This window comes from Ideonella lacteola (assembly GCF_038066555.1).
Lineage (GTDB): Bacteria > Pseudomonadota > Gammaproteobacteria > Burkholderiales > Burkholderiaceae_C > Ideonella > Ideonella lacteola.
In genome coordinates this window covers 1-1,438 of the sequence record NZ_JBBUTG010000074.1, presented here as the reverse complement: position 1 = coordinate 1,438, position 1,438 = coordinate 1, and the positions used below count along the sequence as shown (strand labels likewise).

Genomic DNA, 1,438 nt, shown 5'->3' with positions numbered 1-1,438 from the left:
CAACGCTGCCATCGAAACGTTGTTACCTCGCCGCTTGATTTACGTACTTGAGACTCAGGCACTGATCAGACTCCCGTTGCCTAGTGGGGTTGAGCGCCCTAACGTTCGACGTAAGGGGCTGGCCGCAGGCCAGTCCCCTTGACGGAGGGGTTAGACCGGAGCGTTGCGAGATTGCTCACAGCGAGCCGGTACCAAAAAGGCGGCTGAACACACGGGCGCAGCTTTCTACTGCGGGTTCATCGGTCACGGTCCCGCGGAGGGACCTAGCAACGCACTCGAACGTGCTGTCATGAAATGTCAAGATGAAGTGGCGTTGCGACGATCGTGGCGTATTGGGAAAAGAAACTCGATTCTGATTGGCCAGCGCCTCCAACCAGGAGGAGTTAATGACCTCAAAGATTCCGTAGGCCTCGAGACCTTTGCCACTAAGTGGGTGACCAGAAAGCGCCTCGTCGTTGGGGTAGCCGAACTTGGTAACACTGCACAGTTCGAGTTCTACAGTGGCGCAGCCCACTGGCTTGCGAATGCCATCGGGGAGGATTTCCATCGCGCCAAATACCAGTGCGGCGGCGGATTCAGATTGAAGTAGCGAAGGAGAAGGAGCGGCCGCCTCTGGGACGAAACCAATATCAAACGGAACAGCGTGCTCTTCGTTGCGCGCCGCTGCCAACATTCGTTGTGCTTGCAAGACGGCATCAGAGGCGAGTGAGATTTCTTGTAGGGTGACACCAGACCCTTGGTATCGAATGCGTTCGATCAGCGTGGCATGACGACGCTCAGCGGAAGATAGTGCTGCTTCAAGCTGCGTGTGGGTCATAGTAAGGTCTAACGTTCGACGTAAGGGGCTGGCCGCAGGCCAGTCCCCTTGACGGAGGGGTTAGGCGTATGCGGGCTCATGTGAGCGGAAAGACTTGACGTGGATCATCGCCGATAGAAACCGGACCAGCGCACCTGACGAGAAAGCCTGCATTTGAATCTTGAACCTCGAATCCGTCCTCGCCTTCGCCTAGCGTGACTCTCGACACTGAGAACTTGGCATTGGACCAACGAGTCGGCCCTGCCAAGAAGTCACAGTAGAAGAAGCGCAAGCCAATGGGCTCCAAATTCTGGTCGGCATGTGGCTCGATCTTGAGAACCAAGTAGTCGTGATCGTCTCGGTACACATTGAACGATGCGGCGGACCCATTAAAGGCGTTGAGCGCGCCTTGTAGCCTTTCGACGACGCTGTCGGTGATCTTCATACGCCTAACGTTCGACGTAAGGGGCGGCCCGCTTGCGGGACGTCCCCTTGACGGAGGGGTTAGGCAGCTGGTAGATCTAGGGACACCAGTGCGGCCGGCGTGTATTGCTTGGTTTGTTCCCACAGGAATTCACCGCCCCAGCTGTAGAAGCGAAATGGGCCTCGGCCAGGGCTATGAGGTATGTAGTACTGCTCCAA

The 1,438-nt window shown here is 56.8% G+C and carries 2 protein-coding genes; both read right to left on the bottom strand.

Annotated features, from left to right (window positions below; all coding sequences use genetic code 11):
• Positions 1-175: 175 nt before the first annotated feature.
• Positions 176-817, bottom strand: coding sequence for a hypothetical protein (locus tag AACH06_RS30085; RefSeq protein WP_341429521.1), 642 nt, complete (start codon positions 815-817; stop codon positions 176-178).
• Positions 818-893: 76 nt separating this feature from the next.
• Entirely contained in the window at positions 894-1,241 is a 348-nt protein-coding gene (locus tag AACH06_RS30080) for a hypothetical protein (protein ID WP_341429520.1), read from the bottom strand.
• Positions 1,242-1,438 lie beyond the last annotated feature (197 nt).